The organism is Chitinophaga sp., assembly GCF_035538455.1.
GTDB lineage: Bacteria > Bacteroidota > Bacteroidia > Chitinophagales > Chitinophagaceae > Chitinophaga.
Map to the genome: position 1 here is coordinate 1 of NZ_DATLKJ010000206.1, position 22,327 is coordinate 22,327.

Below are 22,327 nucleotides of genomic sequence, written 5' to 3' on the forward strand. Positions count from 1 at the left end.
TAGCAGATGTTTGCTTTAGCTCAGGCTATCAAAGCTTTACTCATTTTAATGATTTCTTTAAAAAGAAAACCGCAAAGACGCCCTCTGAATACAGGAAAGAACTTATGTCTATTGAATAAGCAGCACAGGCTCTTACATGAAGAGCCTGCGCTGAACAGTCACCGGGTACAAACTATTGCCAGTGTTAGTATTTGATCTAAGACCTTTTGAAGTCTACTGATCCTGATCCATACTCATCGTATCCGTATCGTTTCAATTGAATAAGGCGGCACGGTCAGCATGATGTCAGCTGTTGTCTTTTTCATAGGCTGATCCTCTTCTTCGATAATATTCGTCTTTGTCACCCCGTTAATGGCACCAAACCAATCTATCTTTGTATCTGTCTTTTTCCCTTGCATATCTACCAGCCGCATGACGATGCTGTTTTCGTCTTCCGATTTTTTGATCGTCGTGATAATTACATTATCGGAATTAGTGCCCGCAAAGCTATAGCTTAAAGGGAGGCCACTGCGCGCCTGCGGCACATCTACGACCAAGGCACGTAAGGGTTGGTTTTGCTGCTTCCCTGTGTTTGCAGCAGCCTTCCAATCTCCTGGTGAAGAGGTCAGACTAAACTCGAAATGGTGGTTGCCGGGTTGGAGATAATAGTTGCCTTCGTGATGACAGCTTTTCCGGCTGGCAAATAAAACAGGTTGCAAAACGGTTTGCCTGCTACTGCTGTCGGTGGCGTCAATCCAATCGAACACGGCTACGGAGCTGCTGATTGTGACCGACGAATTGTCTTTGCTGGCGTTAAACCAATCCTGCACTTCCCTGGGATGTACCTTGCTACATGCAGTCGAATAGTCCTGTGTGCCGTATGAAAAACCTGCCGCACCCTTTATCTCATCTTTGCCAACTTCTACCACTCCCATGGGTACTTCATAAGCGACCCTGGAATCCATTTGATTCAGCGGAAAGGCCATCCTGTATTCCCGGTAACGCTCACCTGAAAATCCAAGAATGTCCGCCTTGAAATCTATTTGCTTCAGTGATTCATATAAAGTAACTGTTTCCCGGACTGTAGCAAATTGCGTCTGCTGTACCAGCTCCCAGGTTTTCCGGACAGGTCCGAATTCGGTGCAATTCCATTTAGGCGCATATTGGCTTACTTTTTCAAACCCTTGCATGGTTACCGGTTGTACGTCTGAGAATTCGCCGGCGCCGTTTCCAACTGATTGCAGCTGAAAGATTTCACCCCCCAGCAATTTATCTGTCTTCAGCAGTTCGGTCTGCAGTTCCTTATCAAAGATGCTTTTCACTCCTCCTGAACCCAATTCGATCTTATAGAATTTATTTTCATACACCGGCGCCACTGACTGTGCCGTAATCCGGGAAGGCTGTGTAGGCGCTACCGGCACCCCCTTACTGAAGCCCGCCACATAAGGTTGCAGGATATAGGTCTTATAACCCAGGGACGGCACTTTCTCCGCCACAAAACAAAGCGTAATGGTCTCATCCGATCCGCCAGCTGAACGACTTTCTATGCGCTGGCTGGGCACCTCTTTACCGGAGGCGGCATCGACTACTTTATAGGACAATGTGTCCTGTCCATATACTTTGACGCTGACTTCCACCTTATCCGTCCGTTCTTTGGATAAGGGGTTAAATATGACCAGCGATCTGCCTTTTTTATCGAAGCCGATCTGTTGGGCTATATGCTCCAGGCTACGTTGTAATACTTTATCGGAAATCCCGTAAGCTTCTTCGAACTTTGTCCTGAACGTTAAGTCGGTCATGTCCCCGTGCTTGCCACCCCAGCCGTGATCGGCGTAGATGGCCTTTTCCCAGGCTGTGGTCAGCTCCGATTGGGGATAATGGGAAAAGTCTTTTCTGAGGGTTGCGTCTACAGCTGAGAAGATCTCTGCAGCAACGAGTGTCCGGTTGGCTTTGCGTGATGCTGTCAGTGCCCGCTCGTGCGTCGGGCCATGTATATACAGCCAAACGTTAGGTCGTTCGCCTCTCAACGTTTCGTAATTGGCATGCGGTGCATCCAGCTCTTTGAACACGTCGGCCGCGATCCCGTATTTAAGAGAAGGCAAGCCCTGGTTCCTGGCTTTTTGGTTCCAGCCCTGGACGAGGGTATGATAGTCATTGGGCTTATTCCAGTCTGCATCGATCAGGATGGGCAGCGCCGGCCGGAATTTGTTAGCCCCATAGTAGATGCTCCAGGCCTTGATATAATCGAGCACCTGCCGTTCTTTCGCAGTATCGCTTTTTGCCGTCCGGAAATTGTATGATGATGCGTCATAGTGTCCGGGGGTGAACATGAGGACATTACTGCCATCCGGGCTGTACCAGCGATAAATACCCGCCTCATGCCGGGAGATATAAAGATATTTTACGCCTGCCTTTGACAAGATCTGAGACATCTGCAATGCCTTACCAGGCACGTCTTCGTTCCAGTCGGTGAGAAAATCGCAGCCTGGCAGGATCTTCTTCAACCATTTTTTTCCCAGGTAGGTTTGGCGGATGAGGGCTTCTCCGTCATACATGGATTCATAGGGCATATTATAGGTTGCCCCCCATTCCAACCGTCCTTCCTTTGTGTATTTCAGGATTTCGTCATACCGGTCCGGATGACGGGCCAGGTATTCGCGCAAACTCAGGGCATCTTCCACGCTAAAACGGTAATCAGGATTGCTTTTCATCAAGGCCAGTGCGGGTGTGATCATATTCTCGTCTCTCCATACCTCACAGGCGCCGATGGAGTCCATCCAGGCAATGTCCTGGTGGCTTGAATTGATAATACTGACGGTTCCGTTTTTAAAATAAGAAGTGTTGGTGTTTTTTGATCCATGCGGCCGGTAATTGATCTGTGCATACAGAGAGCCGGTGTGGCATGAAAAAGTCAACAACAGGAATAAAAAGATCTTTCTGAAAAATAACATGAGTATATGTTTTGAGACTTAATAACCGGGATTATTCGGCGCCAATTTTGGGTTGACGTCCATCTCCGACTGGGGAATAGGGAACAACAGGTGCTTAGTCTGAAAGGTCCGTGTTCCGCCACTGCCGGGAAAACTATATCCGACCATCGGTACAAACTGATCGTTCTTTGTATCATAAACCATCCGTGTGCGCACTATATCGAACCAGGTTTGGTTCTCGAAGCATAGTTCATGATTACGTTCTCTCCAGACTGCTTCCCGGAACTGATTGTGTGTAAGCCCCGACAAGGGCGCCAGACCTGCACGGGTACGGATAGCGTTCAGATATGTATAAGCATCAGCGCCAGGCATTCCGTCTGCCTCATTCTGCACTTCTGCATACAACAAATAAATATCGGAAAGCCGGATAACGGGAAAACACTTACCTGAAGGAAGCCCGTTTTGCTGAACAACGTCGTCAAAGTATTTAAAGATATGCTGTCCATTTATGAATACTACATTCGCCCCAGTTTTGAAATTAGGATAGCGGGAATAGAAAAACTGTTTCTCCTGTGCCCTTTTATCTCCCGGCGCATATGACTTATAAAAAGTAGTATCCGGCAATAGTGCGCCGATCTCCCCCTGCCCGTTAGAAATATAGCTAAAGCTGGGTAATGTAAAGGAGAACATAGGACTGGCGGCAATAGCGGAAGAAAACTGCACCATGAAGATATTCTCCATTTTATTGTCGTTGGCCGGATCGCGGAATTGGTCATAGTTCTGGTACAGCGTATATTTATTGGAGATGATCACCTCCTGTGCTTTTTGTTTGGCCAATGCGTATTTATCAGTCTGTTGCAAAGGGTAGCCTGCCATCGTTTCGTAAACCTTGGCCAGCAACGATTTTACGCCGCCGATGGATACCCTTCCGGTATTATCGGCAAAGGGAAGACCGCTTTTTTCTGCGGCCAGCAGATCGGGAATGATCTCCTTTTCATAGATATCCCTGGTTGACGTTCTGCTCACCAGGAGGTTGTCTGCCGTAACGGTTGGCTCCGTGACAAGGGGCACGTCCCCAAAAATCCGTGTCAGGTTGAAATAAAACCAGGCACGTAAGAATTGCGCTTCACCAAGCAATTGTGCCTTTTGTGCATCCGGTACGATAGCGGGAGACATGCGTTGGATATTCTTTATTGCCAGATTGGCGGCGTCGATACCTTTATAGGAGCTTCGCCACCATTGCGTGAAATACAGGTCAGTCGGAGTCATGGTCAGGTTCAACAGGTTGGCGTTGTTGTTAGACTGGTTGGTCTCTGTCCGGGCCTGTCCCGTTGGCATTTCCAGCATAAACATGGCATCTTCACTGTACAGCCCGATGCTGGCATAAAAATCCCGTGTGAATGCATAGATGCCGTTGATGGCGTTCTGCGCCTGAACGAGGCTGGTATAATAGTTATCCGGGGTATAAAAGCTTTTGGGATCTTCCTGCAGAAACTTCTTACAGGAAAAGGTCATCATGAGAGAGATGATTAATAAGCCCTGAAATATCTTTATTCTTCGCATAAAATAGATTTGATAGTTAGAAACCAACGTTTACACCAAAATTGAAAGTCCGGGCCTTAGGCATGGCGTAAAACTCAATGCCATAGGCAAATGCCTGCGGATATGTGGACACTTCAGGGTCGTAACCATACTTATATTTTGTGATGAGGAAAGCATTCTGAACGCCGGCGTATACGCGCAGACTGTGCAGGTGAACACTTTCTACCAGCCTGCTGGAAAAGTTATAACCCAGCGATATATTCTTGCCCCTTATGAACGATCCATCTTCCAGGTAATGATTGTCCTGTCGTAAGGATGGCCCATCGGAGTTAAGTCGCACCCTGGCGATATTAGTATTCTGTTGCGCCGGTGTCCAGGCGTTGATGACGGTTGTATAGCTGTTGGCCAGGGTTTGCCGGTCTTCTGAGGTGGCATAGGCCAGGTTCAGTACTTTGTTGCCCTGACTGACCTGCAGGTCGATTAGCAGATCAAGATTTTTGTAGGAGAATTTATTAATCAATTCCATTGTGTACTTTGGATAGGCATATCCGATTATTGTGCGATCGTTGCCATCGATCTTGCCATCTCCATTGATGTCTTTTTCCTTCAGGTCACCTGGCTTCGCATTATAGGTAGCTGCCTTTGCTGCGTCGTCAGTGCTCCATACGCCTTCTCTTACCAGACCGAAGAAAGTGCCGACCTGTTGGCCTACCCGCAGGATATTGGTTTGGTCCAGGAAACCAGGACCGGGGAATATGTCTTCATTATGCGTACCTAAGGCCAGGATCTTATTGCGGTTGATGGTAAGGTTAACGGTTGTATTCCATTTTAGCGGGCCTGTCAGATTATTGGTCATTAATCCCAGTTCGATACCTCTGTTGCGCACCGAGCCGATATTCTTCAGAATATTATCATAACCGGAAGTAAGCGGAACGGGAGCTGACAGCAGTAGATCCTTCGTTACCTTGTCGTATATGTCGGCCACAATGTTGATTCGGTTACCGAACAAACTAAGGTCGACACCAACATCAAACTGATTGGTCCTCTCCCATTTAAGGTCCGGGTTGGGCATGGTACCCTGTACTGCGCCGGTGGCCCGCGCGCCGTTGAAGATGGCGGTATTCGAAGTCAGTGCGCTGATGGACTGGTATTGCCCTATCTCAGCATTACCCGTGCTGCCGTAACTAACTCTTAATTTGAGGTTATTGATCACACGGCTATCTTTCAGGAAATTCTCTTCCGAGGCACGCCATGCGAAAGCTGCCGACGGGAAGAAGGCGTATTTATGATTGGCGCCGAACTTTGAAGAGCCATCATATCTGCCGGTAGCAGTAAAAAGATACTTGTTCTTCAGTGAATAGATGGCCCGGCTGAAATAAGAATTGATCTGCCAATCATAGGCACTCGATGTAGGTGGGTTGGGGACGGTAGCGGCACCCAGGTTGTTCCACAGATAAAAATCACCGTCAAAGTTGGAGGCCGATGCGCTTACGATCTCGTAGCTATTCTTCGCCCATTCGGCGCCTAGTATGACATTAATATTATTGTCCTGATTGATCGCCTTTTTGTAAGTAAAATAGCTGGAGCTCTGCCAGTATACTGCTTTGTCCGCATTGATGCCCGCGTTGATTTTCTGGTAAAGACCACGTTGAATGGCCGATCCGCTGCTTGCATTATTATTCTTATTGGTATTGATCTGACTGGAAAAGCTGGTTCTGAAATCAAGATCGTGACTCAGGCGGATATTGAAGAACGTACTGCCGAGGACTACTGTCCGGTTGTTGATGTTGTATTTTGTGCGCAGAATATTCACGGGGTTGTCGGCGCCTTCCGAGGCGAGATGCATCCAGTTGCCTCCCCAGGCGCCATCAGGCATTTTTACGGGAATCATCGGCAGGGCCTCCAGCACTTCACGGGTAGCAGTGAGCCCCCCAACGCCATCGTCCTGTATCCTTTCCTGGAAGTAGGTGCCTGACAGGTTCAAGCCCGTAGTCAACCAATTATTGACTTTGCCGTCGACATTGATCCGCATTGAATATTTTTTGTTATAAGTCATTAGCAACAACGCTTCATCATCCTGGTAACCATAATTCATGCTGTAGCGGAGGTCTTCATTACCTCCTGTAACAGACAGGTTATGGTTTTGGGAGAAAGTAGGCTTATAGACTTCTTTCTGCCAGTTTGTGTTATACCTGGGTGTCCCATCGGGGTTATATAAAGCCGGTTCCAGCGTTGCGAAATCCGGATAGGCCCGACCAGGTACATAGGCGTATGCGGCTTTTTCAATTGCCTGGTATTGAGTGGAGTTGAGAACTGGTATTTCGCGGGGCAATACATTATAGCCGCCTACAAAGCTGTAGTTCACCGTAGGTTTGGCGTTAAACCCACGTTTTGTTGTAATGATAATGACACCGCCAGACCCCCTCGCTCCGTAGATGGAAGTCGAAGAAGCATCTTTCAACACATCGATGGTGGCGATATCATTGGGATTGATCGTTGCATAGTCCACGCCGATGACACCGTCCACAACGAACAAAGGATTATTGGAGGCATTGATGGAGTTGAACCCCCGGATATTAATACGATAGTCACCGGGCCTTCCGGAATTGGTCGTAATATTCAACCCTGGCACCTGGCCAGCCAGCGCCCCTAAGGCATTGGGAGATGGGCGCTCTCTGATTATGGCAGTGTTGACAGAAGCAACAGCTCCAGTCACGTCCACTTTCCGTTGCGTTCCATAACCGATCACTACAACATCACCCAACGATTTGCTGCTGAGCTTCATTTGTATGCTGAGAACTGTTTGGTCACCAACGGCAATTTCCATGGGTTGATATCCAATGTAGCTCATCATCAGGACAGCATTTGGCTGGACGTGGATTTTAAAAGATCCTTTTTCATTGGTGGTAACGGCGCTTCGGGTTCCTTTCACAAGAACACTTACTCCGACGAGGGGCGCCTTATTCTCATCCAATATGGTCCCGGATACTTCTTTTGGTTGAATCTGGCCGTATACAGCCGTAAATGAAAGGAAAATAGCCAGACAACAACAGGAAAATAGTTTTTTGATTTCAGTTGCATTCATGAGCCGATTCATAATGGGAATTAATTTAATAGTGTAATAAGTTTTAACGCGGAAAGGATAAGAGAGTAACGTAATCCAAAAATATATATAGGCTATGGGGTCTTCTACAATTGGTTTAATGGATACTTAAGGTATATTACTCTGTTTAATGAATAAAACAAGAAAAGCCAGTAAGTAATGAGACCAAAATTATTAATTTGTCTTCTCCTGAAAGATCTACCATGTCACTAAGCACAGTATTTATTACTTATAAAAAAGTAATTCATGGAGTCAGGCATCTGTATGGACACAAATGAAAACATTGTAACTAATGCAGAACTGAATCAGATGTCCAGTCATAAGAAAAGAAGTTATCCTCACGAAAGTGGCGTTCCGGAACTTTTTCAACTTGATCGCCAAGAAAAGAAACAGCCACGAGGTATTGAATGCGCTTGAGCGTGCTGACCTGAAAGTACAATCCAGAGAATTAAATGTCTTGGCATCTCAAATTAAAAACTATTTCAAATGATTGGCTATGTAGGAACAGGGGGTTCTTTTTTTGAATGCATCCGATATTGCCTGCAAGATAAAAAGGAACTTACTGAGGAACAGAAACAGAACCTGGCTTTTAAAAATAACCTGCAGCATAAAAACCGGGCAGAGATTCTGGAATATAACAAGTGCTTTGGGAATATTAAAGAACTCTCCCGACAGTTTATTGATGTTGCCAAATTGAGTAAGCGGGTTGAGAAACCGGTGTTCCACTTTGCACTCCGGCTTGCTCCTGGCGAAACTTTAACTGATACCCAGCTGGCGGAAATAGGAAGGGAATGCGTCAAGGATTTTGGTGTTGCCGATAATCAATATATCTGCGTCCTGCATAAAGATACTAACGAGCAGCACATCCATGTTGTTGCCAATCGGGTTGACTTCAATGGAAAAGTCGCCAGTGACAGCAATAGCTATAAAAGAATGGCTGCCTTATGCCGTAAGCTGGAGAAACAGTACGATCTGCGCCAGGTACTCAGCCCCCGTCCTTTTTTGTCAGCGGAGGAACGGCTGTTACCCCGGTATGACTTACGCAGGGAACAACTGAAAACAGATATTCGGCGGACATTGGAACAGGTACACAATTATCAGCAGTTCGAGCAGAGAATGGCGCAGCTGGGCTACAAATTAATTAAAGGCAGGGGTATCTCTTTCATTGATAGTAAAAAGGTAAAAATAAAGGGTAGCGAAGTCGGGTTTTCTCTGGCAAAAATAGAACAGATCCTTCAGCTGAAGCAGGAGCTGGATAGTGCCCAGGAGAAGCAAAAAAAATATGAATTAGCTGTTCGACAGGAAATAGCAAAAATGCCTTCTTATACCCCTGCACAGAAACTTATCCGGAGGACGCGGGAAAAGGCTCTGATGAGCCAGTCTCTATTCACTAAGATAATACAAGAGTTGATTAAGCTACTATCCGTGCTTTTAAAACCGGAATACACATCCAACCATATGCCTTTTGAATTGACACAGGCCGGTTTTAAAAAGCGTAAAGAGAAAAATCGACCTCAACATATAAGGTCTCATTGACTTACTTCCTTTAATATACTAAAATAACAGAATATGGAACAAGATCGTTTCGAGATAATATTGGGAGAATTTACAGAGGATCTGGGATCTATCACAAAACTCCTGAATGATCTGGGTGAAGCAGTAAATGAGCTGAACAACAGAGTTATTCGATTTGAGGAAAAGTTGAATAATCAGAAGCCCACAAATACTTCAATAGATACAAAGCCAATTATCGATATTGTAAAGAAATCCGGTACTGATATATTGGTTGCTTTAGCTGGCCAGCCCAAGAATATAGTCCGCAAGTTTCAAATATTACTTTTCCCTGAAAAGGATGCCAAATTGTTTTACAGGGTAGTTTTTAGCCGTTGGTTCTTAATGCTGATAATAGCTCTGTTTCTTGTCAATGTATATCAATTCAGTATCCACTGGAGTGATAACCAAAAGGAAATAAAACTACAACAGTTGGAGAATGGTAGAATTCAGAAAGCCTGGAATTTCCTATATAACCGGCAAGGCAAAGACAGCAAACAAATTAAACGGTTGATGGATAGTGCTTATGCCAGGAGTATATGATCTGAGAACTTCACTATTTCTGTTATTGCTGCCTGGTTATTTCACAATCAAATGCTACTATGAACATAAATGACGGAGCAAATTTGCTCCGCCATTTTCAATAAAATTACTTTGCAAGCAAAATTCTGATTGGAGGAAGATACTTACATATAAATGCATATAAATCGGAGAATAAGTCAATCCCAATATATCACCATCAGGGGATAATCCCATCATGACAGCTGAACTTGTAACGGGGTCGGACAAAGGACTATACGCAAAACTCAACCCACCTGTTAATGTCAGCTGTTTATATAACCTTGTATTTAGGTTAATACCTGGAGCTGTATAGTTCGTTTTTATTTCCGGGAATATCTCCATTTTGTTTCAGGTATTCCAGAGATAGTGAATATTTTGATCGCTTATCACCGCCAGCAATACTCAGGCTGTGCCGCTGTTGTACAGCCGGAATTCTCAAAATCTGGTTTCCCCAATTGGTATTGGGGTAATTAACAGGATCTGAGCCGTCTTTAAATTTCTGAATCTGATCAGCGGTATAAGGTGTAAGTACTAACCAATCTTAATTACCGGGTTACTGCCAACCCATTGAATTAAAGGTGATTGACTACAGCGTATCTATTGCAAAAGTCCAACCTGTCTGTTATAATACTTCCACTACCCTCACCGCTGCTGTTACACCCAAACCAGGTACTAGTACGCCATCCACCGGTTATATCTATCAATGGGAAACCAGCCCTGATTGTAACACAGGATGGACGGTCGTGCCCGGACAAACCGGCAAAACACTGAATCCCGGCACTCACAGCTTCCGGCTATTACCGCGCAACCGCCATGCTAGGATAAACGTTTTGTTATCCTTCATGGGTTGGGCAATTGTACCCCGCCTCAATGGTTATATTACTATAAATAAATAAATGAGAACACCAACTGCCGTACTTATAAAACCCGAGAAGATAATTTTCATAGCATACAACGTTTTCAATTGATGGGGTAGGTATAATTGTGTATTTAATTCAAGACATTTTGATGAATAGACTGCTCAAATCTCTGTAATGCTGAATGATTTCAGAGAATATGCGGGCGTTCAGAAACTTTGTTCATTTTGTTCATTTTTAGTGAACCATATCAGGTAATGTTAAATATACTAATTTGAGCAGTGTGTTTTATTGTGGGATACAACAGCAACATTTGTATCCATCATAATTTATTACATATAGCCCGGCTACTTAGTAGTACACAAAAAGAATTATTAATCCTTAATTGCTATGAAACCCCGTTGTAAAATCAAACAGCATGATATTACTGACTGCGGTGCGGCATGTCTGGCATCTGTTGCCGCATTTTACCACCTCCAGTTACCCCTGGCGCGCATCAGACAATATGCTGCCACAGACAAAAAAGGTACCAACGTCCTGGGATTGATCACCGCTGCAGAAAAATTGGGTTTCCAGGCTAAAGGTGTCAAGGGCAATCTTAATAATATCAGGGAAGCCCCACTCCCATTTATTGCACATGTTGTCATCAACAAGGTATTAAGTCATTATATAGTTGTTTACAAAATTAACAGGCAAACAGTAACTGTCATGGACCCGGTTGATGGCCGGTATCACCGGCTGACCATCAAGGAATTCGGAAATATCTGGACCGGTGTATTAATGTTGTTGCTGCCAGCAGAAACCTTCATTGCAGGTAATGAGAAAACATCCAATCTAAGCCGTTTCTGGGCACTGTTGCAGCCACATCGTACTGTTGGTTTACAAGCACTCTTTGGCGCTGTAGTGTACACAATCCTGGGGCTTGCCATTTCCTTTTATGTACAAAACATTATTGATCATGTACTGATAGAGGGGAATAAGAATCTTCTGAACCTGCTCAGTGTTATTATGCTGGGCATATTATTACTTCAGTTATTTATAGGTAATGTAAAAAGCATCTTTGCACTGAAAACGGGACAGCAGATAGACATACGCCTCATTCTGGGATATTACCAACATCTGTTACTGTTGCCGCAGCAGTTTTTTGATACCATGCGGGTGGGTGAAATTACGTCCCGGATCAGTGATGCCGTGAAGATCAGGTTATTTATAAATGAGGTGGCTATGAACCTCATTGTAAACTTCCTAATTGTTGTATTTTCATTTGTAATCATGTTTGCTTATTACTGGAAGCTGGCCCTTATTATAGCCTGCATTATCCCATTGTACTTCCTCATTTATGCAGTGAGCAACCAGGTAAATAAAAAGTACCAGCGGCGGCTGATGGAAAACAGTGCAGATTTGGGCGGACAATTGGTGGAATCACTGAATGCCGCAGCTACTATCAAACGGTTCGGGCTGGAGACATATGCAAATCTTAAAACAGAAAACCGGTTTGTGGTACTGCTGAAAACAATTTTTCACAGTACCAGAATGAATATTTACTTAAGTGGGATAAGCGGATTCACTACCAGTACATTTACTGTCATCCTCCTTTGGTGCGGTGCAACGTTTGTAATCGACAGACAAATGACGCCGGGTGAACTATTATCATTTTATGCCGTGACCGGTTATTTCACAGGTCCTATGCTAAGCCTCATCGGCGCCAATAAAAGCATTCAGGACGCACTGATCGCTGCCGACCGCCTTTTTGAGATCATGGACCTGGAACAGGAATCAACAGCCAACAAAACAGCGCTTTTAAAAGATATAACCAGCGACATCATTTTTTCAGGGGTTACTTTTCGGTATGGCAGCAGGAACATAGTATTCAGTAATTTCAATATGAAAATTACAGGTGGTGCCATTACAGCTATCGTAGGAGAAAGCGGCTCCGGCAAAACCACCCTGATGGCGCTGTTACAAAACCTGTATCCATTACAGGAAGGGCATATTTTCATCGGCCCAACCGACATCAGGTATATCGGATTACAGAACCTGCGGGAAAGGATCAGCATCGTGCCCCAGCAAGTTGATCTTTTTGCAGTATCTATATTGGAAAATATTGCAATCGGAGAGTTCGAACCAGATATGACAAAGATACTCCGGATAGCCGATCTTCTGGGCTTCGCCGACTTTATAGACAAAATGCCCAATGGTTATTTGACTATGCTGGGAGAACATGGCGCTAACCTTTCTGGTGGGCAGCGGCAACGCATAGCCATTGCCAGGGCACTCTACCGGGAACCTGATGTACTGATACTGGATGAGGCTACGTCTTCCCTCGACCCAGTTGCCGAACAATATGTGTTGCAAACAGTGAAACACCTTCGCCGGATGGGTAAAACGGTTATTGTTATTGCGCACCGCTTAAGTACAGTGATACATGCGGATAGCATTATTGTATTAAAGAACGGGTACGTAGCCGGAGAAGGAAAGCACCAATATCTCATGGATCATAACGAAGTATACTCCGCTTTATGGAACCGTCATCTGGGATTGATGGCGGAATAGTAGCCTCATACCGTATCAAAAAAATGAACAAAATGAACAAAATGAACAAAATGAACAGATATAATTAATAACAATCATCGTAAATTTATAGAACCTATTGGGGAACCCAAAATAACATTAAAGTAACAGTACTATATACACGCATAAGGCTCTCCTTCCGGTTAGTATTTGTATAACCAATAATCAACTGTAAGTATCTTATCCGACATTTAAATGATTCCTTATGAAGAAATTGTTCACATCCCTGGCAATGCTTTGCTGTATGATTGTCATGAGCAAAGCCGTTTCTGCTATGGAGATCCAGGTAAAAATGCTCACGGGGAGAATCATTACCCTACATGTAGCCCCTAATGCTACTATTGAATTTGTAAAAATAAAGATCCAGGAACAGGAGGGCGTGCCGCCAGACCAGCAACGCCTGATTTTTACCGGCAAACAGCTCGATGACGACAAAAAACTATCAGATTACAATATCAGCGACAATGCGGTACTCTTCCTCGTACTGCGGCTTCGCGGCGGTTGATGCATTCGCTGCTATAATGTTTAGTTGTCTTATAACCAGCGTAAACCGAAAAGCTGTGACAGAGTAGGTATCATCTTTAAATAGTATCTTATGAAAACATTGAATGTTGAAAAATTTGAGACATTATCTTCTGATGAATTGATACAAACCAATGGCGGAGGCTTAATAAGCGACCTTCTTAAGGACACGATCGCAGGTGTTACACTGTTATTCGGCGACATAGTAACAGTTGCTGTTAATGTGGTACTGAATGCGGCATTTAATATTACTAGTCTCCTTTCAGGAATTAAATTGCCTGCATAAAGACGACTGCCATAATCTATAGATCATCTATTTAAAAACCCCAACTCTTGGCAACAGCGGTCATCAGGAGTTGGGGTATCTACCAGCAGCAACTATGTGGTGAATCCTCTTAGCACTACTACCTACTATGCTGAAGCCAACGCAAGTGGTTATATCAGTCTCCGCAAAGCAGTAAAGGTTATCGTGAATCCGAGACCTGCCAATCCAGATTACACGGTTCCCCAGCGTATTGTATGCGGCAATGGAGTAATAGTTGTCTCTAATCATCAGTCAGGTATTGATTATAATGTAAGGATTAAGTACCCGCTGGTGTACACGGGTCCGTTCTTTGCCACTTCTTTCACTGTTCATAATACAGATACGATCATCACGCCTAATTTTGTCAATGCCCTACCCAGTCAGGCAGAAATATATATACAGGCGGTAAACAGCGCTACCGGCTGTAAATCGGATAGCACGCATAAGCAGTTTGTTCAGGGGGGCTCGGCTCAATTACCTAATGTGGATGCCGACAGCGTAACTATTTGCAAGGGAAGTAGTATCACCCTGCATGCTTATACCACCGCATCTTCCCTTTGGAATATCCGATGGTATGATGCGCTTGTTGGCGGTAATTTATTGTATACCGGCAATTACTATGCGGTAAGTCCATCATTGACAACTACTTATTATGTAACCGCATCTGCTTTTTGTGAATATCCCCAGCGCCGACCGGTGAAGGTAATTGTTACTAAATTACCGGACCCACAGTATACGGTCCCGGCGGGATATGTATGTGGCAGCGCAACTATTCTGGTATCTAATCACCAAGCAGGTTACAATTATAACGTCTGTACAAAATATAATAGTTATTCGGGGGTGATATTGGATTCATCCTTTACAGTTATTAATAGTAACACTATCCATACACCAGCTTTTTTCAATGTAACCACTTCTACAGTGGATATTTATGTTCAAGCCATTAATCCTCTGACAGGTTGCAAGTTGGACAGCGCGCATATGATATTTACGCAAGGACCTTCAGGTGCCTATCCAAGTGTGGACGTAGATAGTGCGACTATCTGTATTGGGGATAGCGTTGCATTACATGCCTTTATACCAACGACTACAATTCCCTCCATACGTTGGTATGATGCTCCCACTGGTGGTAGCCTGTTATTTACAGGAAATTACTATAGGGTTAGTCCGGCGGCCACAATTATTTATTATGTCACTTCGGCCAACTATTGTGAATATCCGCAACGCAGGCCTGTGAAGGTAATTGTAAATCACTGTCTGAAATCTGGTATACAACTAATGGAAGAGGCAAATGTGTCTCCTACAATCATTGCTAAGCAATTGAAATGCTATCCAAACCCTACGAGTGGAAACATCAGATTTGATACAGATAAAGATCTTGCTGGTAGTCTTATTATTGTCAGAGGCGTACATGGTCAGGTGGTACTGCATGAAATTCTGAGGAAGAATGGTGTATGCCTTCCCGGGCATGCTGTTAACGGGTTATATTTCATTCAGATAGTTACTAGCAAAAGGGGCGTTTTTTCAGGAAAAGTATTACTGCAACATGGATATAGATAGTGAAAAGAATAAGTTGCCCCTGAAAATAAGGGGCAACTTATTTAATTGAAAATTACCACTTAAATGTTCATACCAATCAATGATCAGCCTTTGTTTACAGGGCTCAGGTCTCAAATGTATAAAGAAGCATTACGGGAGTATCCAGATGCAAGAGAAGCGGATATATGCTATGATACAATTTCTGCACCCTCAACCGAAAGAGGTGATTCTGGGATCTGGCGCCGGCAGTGATTTTTTTTCAGGCATATTAGCTGATTTATTGCCAGAAGGTAAATTAATAGTTTCTGATCCCTCTCCTGAGCAATTGGATAGTATAAGAGCTTTCAATAAGCCTAATATTGAACTTGTAGTATCCGGGGCTGATACTTTAGCACTGGAAACGGGTAGTGTGGATGCCGTTTGGTCCTTTGGCGCGTTACATCATTGCTTTAACAAAATGGAGGCATTTCAAAAATTTGCACATTTTCTAAAGCCGGGGGGAAGGTTGGTTATTGCTGATATTTGGATTAACACGAAACTGTCGCGCTATTTTGACAGTTATGTAGCACGTTACTGCGTGACGGGGCATGAAGCTGCGTTTTGGAGTGATGATTTTGCCAGCAGTCTTTGTGATCTGTGTGGTTTCACTGATCCTGAAATTTATGATCTCCCTCTACAATGGAAATTTAACAGTGTATCACATGTATGCATTTTTATGTATGTGTTTAATGGTATGATGCATATGACATCAACAGAATGTGAGGCAGCCGCCCGTAACCTATTAAGGATAGAATTGATCGGAGAAAAGTATTTACTAAACTGGCCAATGAAAGTATTGGTAACCAGTAAGGAATAAGTATAAAGCAAGAAAATTGTTATTAGGGGAGGAAATAACATCCGAAGACTATTAAGTTATTAAGGCTGACTCTGAGAAAAGAATTGTTGAGAAGGGGACCAGTATGGGATGCTTTTTTCGCTTAAGCTGATAGTCCCTGCTTTTCGGAACTTAATTTCTTTAACCGACCGGTCTTCATGTTTTATACTTATTAAGGGGAGTGGGTATTCTATTTTTTTGACCATAACGATCTAATGGAGGACTTTTAAAGTACTGTCATTGCATTTCCTTCCCAAACCGTAATTTTATTAGAGGCGGGAGTTACAGCCGATAAATTGAAGTTATTCATCTATGAAATTCATAATTTTTCGGATAGAATATCACTCATAAACCTCCAATTTACCTGAACCATAATATGAGTTGGAAGTAATCGGAAAAATATTTTGTTTAACTATTAATGTAGCCATATGAAATGTAGAAATATACTCAATGGTATTTTACTTCTTCTTCTTCTTTGTACAAACATAAAGATATGTGCTCAAAGGGTGTTTGCTAATTCGCAAAGTACAAGTATAAACGGTATCTGTTTACTATGTAGTGTTTCCGATCCCGGAAATGCCGTTGATTCAAACTTAAATAATTATTCCACATTTAACCTCATTGCAGGTATCCTGGGAGTAAAGGTTTCTCAGACCTTGAATTTTCCATATGTTAGTAATGCTCCCTGCGACAGTCTAGTAGTTAGAATAGGAAATGGAGCTACAATCATCTCTTTAAGTATATTTGATGCTGTTACAATTGAAACGTTTAATAACAATGTGTCGAATAATGATTTGAGAGTGGTGAGTTCAACTCCAATCAGGCTACTAAGTGATGGTACGAAAGCAGATATTATACTAAGACCATTAAATGCTTATAATGCAGTAAAAATTAGCGTTAATAGCAGTCTATTGGGTTTACTTGGAAGTTTAAGAATCTATTATGCATATAAGAGTAAGGTGATAGTTCCAGCGCCAACTTACTCGATTCCTCCCGGGATAAACTGTGATGTCATGGCAACGATAAGCAACTATCAACCAGGAGTATATTATAATGTAAGATTAAAATCGACACTTCCAACGGGTTTGTATGACACTACTTATGTTTCACATGGACCTAAAGTTTATTTTCCCGTAGTCAGAAGTATTGGTTCAAAAACAGTAACCTCATATGTACAGGCCGTCGATTCAGTAAGCGGATGTGTATCGGACACTTCAATCTTATCATTCGTCCAAGGATCTACAGACCGGCCAGCCACGGTTCCACAAAGTGTTTACCAAATATGTGAGAGAGACAGTATCAATATATATGCTGATGCTTTTTTACCAGCTTACCAATTACTATGGTATAGTTCTCTCCATGGCGGGCGGCTTCTACATGTGGGATCACCTTTCAAAGTAGCGCCAACGGACACAATGGTGTACTATGTGACAACAAAATTAGTTTGCGAAAATCCGGACCGGGTACCAGTTACTGTAAATACAATACCCCAGCCCCCCAAACCGGCCTATGTCTTGCCAGGGGGTGTTAACTGTCGCGTTACCTTTATCGTTACTAATCACACAAGCGGGAAATACTATAACGCCAGGGTCAAATATGTACTAGCAGGTTCGATACCTTCCTATGATACGACATTTATTGTTCATGGAAATCAGATAAATGTACCACTCATACCATCAATAGGAGCTCATAATGTCGAAACATATATCCAGGCGGTAGATTCAATTACGGGATGCGTATCGGACACGGCAAATGGTGTTTTTGCCCAAGCCGGAGCAGGCGCGCTTCCAGTAGTACCTGTGGATTCTTTCTACATCCAACGGGGTGATAGTGTTATAATGTCGGCACTCACAACACCCCCACACCTCGCAGTATGGTATGATGCTCCGCAAAATGGCACTTTATTATTTACAGGAAATCAGTATAAGGTATCTCCAGCTATTACAACTGTCTACTATGTAACTAACAAATTAAATTGTGACAACGTTATACGAATACCAGTTACCGTATTTGTTTCTGGGAGCTTCCGGAGAGCAATAAATTCAAATAGAGACTTAGGGAGCACAGATGATATACAGACTTTATTGAATTTAGTTGAAATATATCCGATCCCGGCCAGAGGCTTTTTGAGATTCAACGGTGTTCAAAGAATAATGTTAAAGGCTCCGCTACGGATAAGAGTCATCGGTATGAATGGAATAATTCATCAAACCGGGATTCTAAATTCTGAGGTTCTCCATCTATCTCCTACAATGCTACCAGGTCTATATTTACTTGAGATATCTAGTGATAATGGATATAAGGTGGTAAGAAAATTTATTCTAAAAGAATAACGTCAAATTAAGAGAGATCTTATTCCAGGTTCAAGAGCAGAAAAGGAATCATGGTCTCTGCAGGAGTTTACAAACAAAAATAGCAGCGCAAAAATCGCGTAGTATAGTTTTCTCATAGAAAGATATTGAGGTTTGGAACTGCTACATTTGTGAGGACATGTAGTTAAGCTCTTTTCTTAACTTTGCTAATAATGAGTAAACGAGAAAGAAAGAGCTACGATAAAGCCTTCAAACTGATGGCAGTAGAGCTGTACCGTACCGGGAAGCCAGCAGGGACAGTAGCTAAAGAATTAGGTATTGGAGTTGATATGGTTCGTCGATGGGCCAGAGAGCACGATGAGCAAGGCACTCGTAGTTTTCCTGGCAATGGGAAACAAGATCTGACGCCAGAACAGAAAGAAATCCAGCGACTCAAAAAAGCCCTTCAGGAGTCAGAGATGGAGAACCGCATCCTAAAAAAGGCGGTGAGCATCTTCTCCAGGGACGACAACAAATATTCAGGTTCATAAAGGACCATCAGGCAGAATTTTGTGCCCGAGAAGATGTGTAAGGTGTTCAAAGTAAGCCATAGTGGTTATTATGCCAGGCTTAGAAGAAAGCCATCACCACTTGCCATAAAAAATGAGTTGATCTGTAAAGAAATTGAAAGAATCTATCACCAAAGCAAAGGTCGGTATGGTAGTCCTAAAATTGCGAAGGAACTTAACTCCCTAGGATTGTATGTATCCAGACCGAGGGTTGCCAGGATAATGAAAAAGAAAGGTCTTCGCAGCATTATAACAGGTAAGTTTAAAGTACGTACGACAGATTCCAATCATCATCTGGAAGTATCTGCTAATATCCTCAATCGGGAGTTTACAGCCAATCAGCCTTCTGCAAAGTGGGTATCGGATTTGACTTATATAAGAACTGAAGGAGGGTGGCTTTACCTTACAGCGATCATGGATCTGTTTGACAGGAAAATCATTGGATGGTCTATGAGTACGGGTATGACAGCCACAGAAACAATTGTTACCGCATGGCAAATGGCTATCAGGAATAGATCGGTGGTTAAAGATATGGTCTTCCATTCCGACAGAGGCGTACAGTATGCAGTCATGAGTTCCGGAAATTACTTAAAGGCATCCCGGTACAGCAAAGTATGAGTAGAAAGGGAAATTGTTGGGATAATGCTGTAATGGAAAATTTCTTCAAGATCCTTAAATCGGAAACTGGTTATAATACTGTATATGGCTCTATTGAGATCGCAAAAAGAGAATTATTTGAGTTCATCGAAATATGGTACAACAGACAGCGAAAACATTCAATACTGGGATATTTAACTCCTGAAGAATTTGGTAAATCTATTTTTAAACAAGCAGCTTAATAATTTGTCTTTTTTTTTGTTGCAAATCCAAAACCCTATTGGATAAGGCTGTAACGTCTTTGGTTCAACTTGACCAATTATATGCAGACGGAGATGTAAAAAAGAAACGTGAGATCATTGGTTCGATTTTCCCTGAAAAACTCATTTTTGACGGATTCAAATATCGAACCGGTCGACTGAACGAAGCTGTTGAGCTAATATATAATATGGATAAGGGTTTGCTCCAAAATAAAAATGGACAAACCGAAGATAATCTCGATTTGTCCACTTTAGTGCCCAGAACTGGATTCGAACCAGCACACCCTTGCAGGCGCTGCGACCTGAACACAGTGCGTCTACCAATTTCGCCATCTGGGCATCTGATATTGTGTCAGGGAGCGCAAAGGTAAGAAGTTGCATTAATTTTCCAAATATTTACTGCACTATTTTTTCATGCGTCTGCGCAAACGCTTGCGCAATCGTGCTTAGCGCTATTGGATATGTTATGCTAGGTGTTTATTTTCAGGGCATCAACAAATGCACGATTATGATCCGGAAAGCCGTCCTGCTGCTGTTGGCAGGGATACTCCCCACTGTTACGATGCTGGCACAGCATAGCAAGCGTACTACTGACAAGAAACCGAATATCATTTTTATTTATGCTGACGACCTGGGATACGCAGAAACAGGCCCTTATGGTCAACAGAAAATAAAAACACCGAACCTTGACAGGCTTGCTAAAGAAGGGGTTCGTTTCACACAATTTTATACCAGTACACCTGTATGCGCACCTGCACGCTGCATGATGCTTACCGGCCGGCATGGCGGCCACTCATATATCCGCGGTAACTATGAACTGGGCGGTTTTGCAGATTCATCAGAAGGCGGGCAAATGCCTTTACCGGAAGGTGCTGCTACAGTGGGTCACATGCTACAAAAGGCAGGTTACATCACCGCCGCTATCGGCAAATGGGGGCTCGGTATGCCAAATACTACCGGCGATCCACAGTCGCAAGGCTTCGATTATTTTTATGGGTACCTCGATCAAAAACAGGCACACAACTACTACCCTACCCATCTCTGGGAAAACGGACACGCAGATTCGCTTCACAATCCCGAGAGATTTGTACATAAACAACTCAAGCCAGAAACTGCTACTGACGCAGATTTCGACTTTGGTAAGGGGAAAGACTACGCAGTAGACCATATGACCAACAAAGCGGTGAACTTCATCAGCGCGCATCAGCAGACGCCCTTCTTCCTCTATCTTCCTTACACTATACCACATATGTCGTTGCAGGTACCTGACAGCGCTGTGCAACAATATATAGGACAATTCCATGAAAAGCCCTACTACGGCCAGCAGGGATATACACCGCATAAGTATCCGCTCTCGGCCTATGCAGCCATGATTACCTATCTCGATTCACAGGTGGGTATCATTATGAACCTCGTGAAGAAAATGGGACTGGACAGCAACACGATTATCCTCTTCTCCAGTGATAACGGCGCCACCTTCAACGGTGGCGTGGATGCCGCGTTCTTCAATAGTAACGGCGGACTGCGTGGTTTTAAAATGGATCTTTATGAAGGCGGCATCCGGGAACCATTCATCGCACGATGGCCTGGTAAGATACCGGCAGGGTATACATCAGGGCTTGTCTCAGCGCAATATGATCTGATGGCAACTTTTGCAGCTATTGCCAATATCAATGCACCCGCGAATGATGGGATCTCCCTGCTACCTGAAATAACCGGCCATCCGGAGAAGCAGGCGTCCAGGCCATATCTCTACTTCGAATATCCGGAGAAAGGCGGCGCCATTGCAATACGTATGGGTAAATGGAAGGCCATCAAAAATGATCTCAGAAAAAACAAACAGGCTCCCTGGGAACTGTATAACCTGGAAACAGATATGGCGGAAGAGCATAATGTGGCAGACAGCCGCAAAGAGCTGCTGCCACAGTTTGATGCTATTGTGCGGAAAGAGCACAGAGATGCGCATATCCGCGAGTGGAGATTCTAATTGCTCGCAGAGTTGCAAAGAAAGCAAAGAGCGCAAAAGATATTTTAAGTTAAATAAGATTGTTTAGTAGTATCCACAATATTTACGGACTATAAAATAGTTCTTGGCAAACTTAAAATATCTTTTGCGCTCTTTGCTTTCTTTGCGACTCTGCGAGAAAATTTATCCGGGATGGCCGCCCTGCAGCTTGTACACCAGCTGGGCTTTATTGGTCACCTGCAACTTCTCAAAGATATTCTGCACGTGTTTCTTTACTGTGTACTCTGAAATGTATAAGGTGTCAGCTATCT

18 protein-coding genes and 1 tRNA gene are annotated in these 22,327 nt (G+C 43.5%); 14 read left to right on the plus strand and 5 right to left on the minus strand.

Features of this window, described 5'->3' with window-relative positions; genetic code table 11:
• A partial coding sequence (locus VM802_RS32425) for a helix-turn-helix domain-containing protein (protein WP_414647121.1) occupies positions 1 to 119 on the plus strand: 119 nt, incomplete at its 5' end.
• 114 nt (positions 120 to 233) lie between these two features.
• Here the strand turns inward: VM802_RS32425 and VM802_RS24420 are convergent.
• Genes VM802_RS24420 through VM802_RS24430 form a run of 3 tightly spaced genes read right to left on the minus strand, consistent with a single transcriptional unit; the run spans position 234 to position 7,548 of the window.
• On the minus strand, positions 234 to 2,930 hold the full coding sequence (locus tag VM802_RS24420; protein WP_325535574.1) for a glycoside hydrolase family 38 N-terminal domain-containing protein: 2,697 nt from the start codon (positions 2,928 to 2,930) through the stop codon (positions 234 to 236).
• 18 nt (positions 2,931 to 2,948) lie between these two features.
• A complete protein-coding gene (locus VM802_RS24425) occupies positions 2,949 to 4,472 on the minus strand; it encodes a RagB/SusD family nutrient uptake outer membrane protein (protein WP_325535576.1) in 1,524 nt (507 codons plus the stop codon).
• 16 nt (positions 4,473 to 4,488) lie between these two features.
• Entirely contained in the window at positions 4,489 to 7,548 is a 3,060-nt protein-coding gene (locus tag VM802_RS24430; RefSeq protein ID WP_325535578.1) for a SusC/RagA family TonB-linked outer membrane protein, read from the minus strand.
• Positions 7,549 to 8,040: 492 nt separating this feature from the next.
• Between VM802_RS24430 and VM802_RS24435 the strand changes: the two genes are divergently transcribed.
• The 12 genes from VM802_RS24435 to VM802_RS32430 all read left to right on the plus strand — a co-directional run bounded on the left by VM802_RS24435 (position 8,041) and on the right by VM802_RS32430 (position 20,032).
• Positions 8,041 to 9,090 carry a relaxase/mobilization nuclease domain-containing protein gene (locus VM802_RS24435; protein ID WP_325535579.1) on the plus strand — a complete coding sequence of 350 codons (1,050 nt, stop codon included), beginning with the start codon at positions 8,041 to 8,043 and terminating at the stop codon, positions 9,088 to 9,090.
• 33 nt (positions 9,091 to 9,123) lie between these two features.
• Positions 9,124 to 9,648, plus strand: coding sequence for a hypothetical protein (locus tag VM802_RS24440; protein ID WP_325535581.1), 525 nt, complete (start codon positions 9,124 to 9,126; stop codon positions 9,646 to 9,648).
• Positions 9,649 to 10,244: 596 nt separating this feature from the next.
• Positions 10,245 to 10,562 carry a DUF8696 domain-containing protein gene (locus VM802_RS24445; RefSeq protein ID WP_325535583.1) on the plus strand — a complete coding sequence of 106 codons (318 nt, stop codon included), beginning with the start codon at positions 10,245 to 10,247 and terminating at the stop codon, positions 10,560 to 10,562.
• Positions 10,563 to 10,913: 351 nt separating this feature from the next.
• Positions 10,914 to 13,076: a peptidase domain-containing ABC transporter gene (locus VM802_RS24450; protein WP_325535585.1), complete on the plus strand. Its 2,163-nt coding sequence runs from the start codon at positions 10,914 to 10,916 to the stop codon at positions 13,074 to 13,076.
• Between the two features lie 223 nt (positions 13,077 to 13,299).
• Positions 13,300 to 13,599: a ubiquitin-like protein gene (locus VM802_RS24455; protein ID WP_325535587.1), complete on the plus strand. Its 300-nt coding sequence runs from the start codon at positions 13,300 to 13,302 to the stop codon at positions 13,597 to 13,599.
• 90 nt (positions 13,600 to 13,689) lie between these two features.
• A complete protein-coding gene (locus VM802_RS24460; RefSeq protein WP_325535589.1) occupies positions 13,690 to 13,902 on the plus strand; it encodes a hypothetical protein in 213 nt (70 codons plus the stop codon).
• 96 nt (positions 13,903 to 13,998) lie between these two features.
• Complete coding sequence (locus tag VM802_RS24465) at positions 13,999 to 15,480, plus strand: immunoglobulin domain-containing protein (protein WP_325535591.1); 1,482 nt, start codon at positions 13,999 to 14,001, stop codon at positions 15,478 to 15,480.
• Between the two features lie 169 nt (positions 15,481 to 15,649).
• A complete protein-coding gene (locus VM802_RS24470) occupies positions 15,650 to 16,315 on the plus strand; it encodes a class I SAM-dependent methyltransferase (RefSeq protein ID WP_325535593.1) in 666 nt (221 codons plus the stop codon).
• Positions 16,316 to 16,761: 446 nt separating this feature from the next.
• Complete coding sequence (locus VM802_RS24475) at positions 16,762 to 18,666, plus strand: Ig-like domain-containing protein (RefSeq protein ID WP_325535595.1); 1,905 nt, start codon at positions 16,762 to 16,764, stop codon at positions 18,664 to 18,666.
• 191 nt (positions 18,667 to 18,857) lie between these two features.
• The gene (locus tag VM802_RS24480) at positions 18,858 to 19,175 is read left to right on the plus strand and encodes a transposase (RefSeq protein WP_325535597.1); all 318 of its coding nucleotides are present in this window, start codon (positions 18,858 to 18,860) and stop codon (positions 19,173 to 19,175) included.
• A 21-nt stretch (positions 19,176 to 19,196) separates the two neighbouring features.
• A complete protein-coding gene (locus VM802_RS24485) occupies positions 19,197 to 19,811 on the plus strand; it encodes an IS3 family transposase (RefSeq protein ID WP_325535599.1) in 615 nt (204 codons plus the stop codon).
• Positions 19,812 to 19,843: 32 nt separating this feature from the next.
• On the plus strand, positions 19,844 to 20,032 hold the full coding sequence (locus VM802_RS32430; RefSeq protein WP_414647122.1) for an IS3 family transposase: 189 nt from the start codon (positions 19,844 to 19,846) through the stop codon (positions 20,030 to 20,032).
• 273 nt (positions 20,033 to 20,305) lie between these two features.
• On the opposite strand, the gene VM802_RS24490 is transcribed toward VM802_RS32430, so the two are convergent.
• A tRNA-Leu gene (locus VM802_RS24490) sits at positions 20,306 to 20,389 on the minus strand.
• Between the two features lie 169 nt (positions 20,390 to 20,558).
• Between VM802_RS24490 and VM802_RS24495 the strand changes: the two genes are divergently transcribed.
• Positions 20,559 to 22,037: an arylsulfatase gene (locus tag VM802_RS24495; protein WP_325535601.1), complete on the plus strand. Its 1,479-nt coding sequence runs from the start codon at positions 20,559 to 20,561 to the stop codon at positions 22,035 to 22,037.
• Between the two features lie 162 nt (positions 22,038 to 22,199).
• Here the strand turns inward: VM802_RS24495 and VM802_RS32435 are convergent, their stop codons facing one another.
• Positions 22,200 to 22,325 (minus strand): response regulator transcription factor, encoded by a 126-nt coding sequence (locus VM802_RS32435; RefSeq protein WP_414647123.1) that lies wholly within the window; start codon positions 22,323 to 22,325, stop codon positions 22,200 to 22,202.
• Between the last annotated feature and the right edge of the window lie 2 nt (positions 22,326 to 22,327).

Excerpts from the sequence above, each read along its gene's own strand:
- VM802_RS24420 (WP_325535574.1), bottom strand. The coding sequence starts at position 2,930 with ATGTTATTTTTCAGAAAGATCTTTTTATTCCTGTTGTTGACTTTTTCA.
- VM802_RS24425 (WP_325535576.1), bottom strand. The coding sequence starts at position 4,472 with ATGCGAAGAATAAAGATATTTCAGGGCTTATTAATCATCTCTCTCATG.
- VM802_RS24430 (WP_325535578.1), bottom strand. The coding sequence starts at position 7,548 with ATGAATCGGCTCATGAATGCAACTGAAATCAAAAAACTATTTTCCTGT.
- VM802_RS24435 (WP_325535579.1), top strand. The coding sequence starts at position 8,041 with ATGATTGGCTATGTAGGAACAGGGGGTTCTTTTTTTGAATGCATCCGA.
- VM802_RS24440 (WP_325535581.1), top strand. The coding sequence starts at position 9,124 with ATGGAACAAGATCGTTTCGAGATAATATTGGGAGAATTTACAGAGGAT.
- VM802_RS24450 (WP_325535585.1), top strand. The coding sequence starts at position 10,914 with ATGAAACCCCGTTGTAAAATCAAACAGCATGATATTACTGACTGCGGT.
- VM802_RS24455 (WP_325535587.1), top strand. The coding sequence starts at position 13,300 with ATGAAGAAATTGTTCACATCCCTGGCAATGCTTTGCTGTATGATTGTC.
- VM802_RS24460 (WP_325535589.1), top strand. The coding sequence starts at position 13,690 with ATGAAAACATTGAATGTTGAAAAATTTGAGACATTATCTTCTGATGAA.
- VM802_RS24470 (WP_325535593.1), top strand. The coding sequence starts at position 15,650 with ATGATACAATTTCTGCACCCTCAACCGAAAGAGGTGATTCTGGGATCT.
- VM802_RS24475 (WP_325535595.1), top strand. The coding sequence starts at position 16,762 with ATGAAATGTAGAAATATACTCAATGGTATTTTACTTCTTCTTCTTCTT.
- VM802_RS24480 (WP_325535597.1), top strand. The coding sequence starts at position 18,858 with ATGAGTAAACGAGAAAGAAAGAGCTACGATAAAGCCTTCAAACTGATG.
- VM802_RS32430 (WP_414647122.1), top strand. The coding sequence starts at position 19,844 with ATGGAAAATTTCTTCAAGATCCTTAAATCGGAAACTGGTTATAATACT.
- VM802_RS24495 (WP_325535601.1), top strand. The coding sequence starts at position 20,559 with ATGATCCGGAAAGCCGTCCTGCTGCTGTTGGCAGGGATACTCCCCACT.